The following is a 3,215-nucleotide window of genomic DNA, read 5'->3' on the forward strand; positions in this document are numbered from 1 at the left end:
CCGGCCCGAGGACCTCGACGGGTTCGCGCCCCTGCAGCGCGGGCTGCTGCGCACCGCGCTGGAATCCGTGCGCGTCGGCGGCGTCGTCGGCTACGCGACCTGTTCACCGCACCTCGCCGAGACCCGGGCCGTCGTCGACGACCTGCTCAAGCAGTTCCCGCACACCGAGCTGATCGACGCCCGCCCGCTCCTCCCCGACGTCCCGGCACTCGGCGACGGTCCCGACGTACAGCTGTGGCCGCATCTGCACGGGACCGACGCGATGTATCTGGCGCTGATCCGCAGGACTGGCTGACGCGGGGGTAGTTGGACGCCGTGATCGGCAGGACTGGGTGACGCGCGGGTAGTTGGACGTCGTCAGCAGCAGGGCCGGTTGACGCGCGGTTCGTAGGACGCCGTGATCGGCGGGAGTGGCTGACGCGCAGGTTGTGAGACGTCGTCAGCAGCAGGGCTGGTTGACGCGCGGGTCACGGAACGCGCTCATCCGTGGCGTCGGCTGACGCGCCGGTCACCGGGCGTGCTCGTCGGCAGTACCGGCTGATGTGCCGGTCACGGAACGCGCTCATCCGCAGGACGCGTTGACTCGGGTGTCATAGGGCGCGGACGCGCTGGAGGGCCTCCCCCGTGAGGTCGGCGAGGGTCGGATAGCCGTCGACTGCCATGAGCAGGTCGGTCTCCGCGAGGAGTGAGCGCAGGACGTGCACGATGCCGTCCGTGCCGCCCAGGGCGAGGCCGTAGGCGTACGGGCGGCCGATGCCCACGGCGGTGGCTCCCAGGGCGATCGACTTGACGATGTCGGCGCCGCTGCGGACGCCGGAGTCGAACAGGACCGGGAGGCCGTCCGCGGCCTCGACCACGGCCGGGAGCGCGTCGAGGGCCGGGAGGCCGCCGTTGGCCTGGCGACCGCCGTGGTTGGAGCAGTAGACGGCGTCCACGCCCCCGTCCTTGGCCCGGCGGACGTCCTCGGGGTGGCAGATGCCCTTGACGATCAGCGGGAGGGTGGTGAGGGAGCGCAGCCAGGGGAGGTCGTCCCAGGTGAGGGGGTTGCCGAAGAGCTGGGTCCAGAGGAGGACCGCGGACTGGGGGTCCTCCTCCGGGGTGCGGGCGAGGCGGGCCCGGAAGACCGGGTCGCTGGTGTAGTTGGCGAGGCAATGGCCGCGTAGCTGGGGGAAGTTGGCGGTGGACAGGTCGCGGGGGCGCCAGCCGGTGACCCAGGTGTCCAGGGTGACCACGATGCCCTTGTAGCCGGCCTGTTCGGCGCGGTGGACGAGGCTCGCGGCGAGGTCGCGGTCGGTCGGGGTGTAGAGCTGGAAGAGGCCCGGGGTGTCCCCGAACTCGCCCGCGACATCCTCCAGCGGGTCGACCGCGAGTGTCGAGGCGACCATCGGAACTCCGGTGCGTGCGGCGGCCCTTGCGGTCGCCAGGTCGCCGTGGCCGTCCTGGGCGCACAGGCCGATGACGCCGATCGGTGCCATGAAGACGGGGGAGGGCAGCCGCATCCCGAACAGGTCGACGGACAGGTCGCGTTCGGCCGCGCCGACGAACATGCGGGGGACCAGGCCCCAGTGGTCGAAGGCGGTCACGTTGGCGCGCTGGGTGCGTTCGTCGCCGGCGCCGCCCGCGACGTAGGACCAGACGGAGGGCGGCAGCGCCGCGCTCGCCCTCTCCTCCAGTTCCGCGAAAGCCATGGGGTAGGACGGCAGGATGCCGCCGAGCCCGTTGAAGTAGATCTCGTTCTGATAGGAGCCGAACGGCTGTCCCATGCCATCTCCCTCTTCGCTCAGGGAGGGATTCTCGCAGTGGGCGCGGCGGCCCCGTACCCCGCACCCGATCGCGCCCGCCGCCGACCGATGCCGCTAACCCCCGCAGGACATGGCAGGCTTGGGGCATGGCCGTGCAGATCAACCCCAGCATCCTGTCCGCCGACTTCGCCCGCCTCGCCGAGGAGGCCAAGGCGGTGGAGGGCGCCGACTGGCTCCACGTCGACGTCATGGACAACCACTTCGTCCCGAACCTCACGCTCGGTGTGCCGGTCGTAGAGTCACTGGCCCGGGCGACGGACACCCCGCTGGACTGCCATCTGATGATCGAGGACGCCGATCGCTGGGCCCCCCAGTACGTCGAGGCGGGTGCCTCCTCCGTCACCTTCCACGTCGAGGCGGCCGGTGCGCCGGTGCGGCTCGCCCGCGAGATTCGGGCCAAGGGAGCGCGTGCGTCCATGGCGCTGAAGCCGGCGACGCCCATCGAGCCGTACGAGGATCTGCTGCCCGAGCTGGACATGCTGCTGATCATGACCGTGGAGCCGGGCTTCGGTGGCCAGTCGTTCCTCGACATCATGCTGCCGAAGATCCGCCGCACCCGGGAGCTGATCCGCAAGCACGGACTGGAGCTGTGGCTGCAGGTCGACGGGGGAGTTTCGGCCTCGACGATCGAGCGCTGCGCGGAGGCCGGCGCCGATGTGTTCGTCGCCGGTTCGGCGGTCTACGGGGCATCCGACCCGGCCGCGGCGGTACGTGCATTGCGCACGCAGGCCGAAGGGGTCGTGAGCAAGGCATCCTGGGCGTGCGACCACTGAGCGGCAGGTATGTGAACGGCGGCCATCAAGGCTGATCAAGAGCGCCGGATCTGCAAGGATGAACGGCGAATCCAGAGTGTGAACAGCAGTGAGGAGATCGCCGTGTCGGGTATGTCGGCGGGCCGGTCAGCCATGCGGATGGGACCCGCAGAGCTGGTGCAGGCGGCGGCCATGGCCCGCCGCTTCTACCTTGAGGGCAAGTCCAAGATCCAGATCGCGGAGGAGTTCGGCGTCAGCCGCTTCAAGGTGGCCCGGGTCCTGGAGACCGCTCTCGAACGGGATCTCGTACGCATCGAGATCCGAGTACCGGCCGAGCTGGACGCGGAGCGCTCGGACGCGCTGCGCGCCCGCTACGGCCTGAGGCACGCCGTCGTGGTCGAGTCCCCGGCCGAGGTCAGCGAGGAGTCGCCCGACCCCGAGAACCTCGGGGAGGTCGCGGCCGACCTGCTCGGCGAGCTGGTCAACGAGGGCGATGTACTCGGCCTCGCCTGGGGCCGGTCCACCATCCACATGGCGGCGGCCCTCGACCGGCTGCCGCCCTGCACGGTGGTCCAGCTGACAGGCGTGTACGACGCCGGGACCGCCGAGCGCGGCTCGGTCGAGGCGGTACGGCGGGCCGCGCAGGTGTCGGGCGGCGACG

3 protein-coding genes and 1 pseudogene are annotated in these 3,215 nt (G+C 71.0%); 3 read left to right on the top strand and 1 reads right to left on the bottom strand.

From position 1 onward, the window contains the following. Positions 1-295: pseudogene (locus R6V09_RS49430) on the top strand (rRNA cytosine-C5-methyltransferase); the annotation flags it as partial. A gap of 295 nt (positions 296-590) precedes the next feature. On the opposite strand, the gene R6V09_RS49435 reads toward R6V09_RS49430, so the two are convergent. After that, complete coding sequence (locus R6V09_RS49435) at positions 591-1,763, bottom strand: alpha-hydroxy-acid oxidizing protein (RefSeq protein WP_317887983.1); 1,173 nt, start codon at positions 1,761-1,763, stop codon at positions 591-593. A 125-nt stretch (positions 1,764-1,888) separates the two neighbouring features. Between R6V09_RS49435 and rpe the strand changes: the two genes are divergently transcribed. Together rpe and R6V09_RS49445 are read left to right on the top strand one after the other, a co-directional pair. Beyond that, entirely contained in the window at positions 1,889-2,575 is a 687-nt protein-coding gene (gene rpe, locus R6V09_RS49440; RefSeq protein ID WP_317887984.1) for a ribulose-phosphate 3-epimerase, read from the top strand. Positions 2,576-2,653: 78 nt separating this feature from the next. Beyond that, positions 2,654-3,215: sugar-binding domain-containing protein (locus R6V09_RS49445; protein ID WP_317887985.1), on the top strand; the 562-nt coding region annotated here is incomplete at its 3' end.

Origin of the sequence: Streptomyces sp. W16, from assembly GCF_033194735.1 — a bacterium.
Lineage (GTDB): Bacteria > Actinomycetota > Actinomycetes > Streptomycetales > Streptomycetaceae > Streptomyces.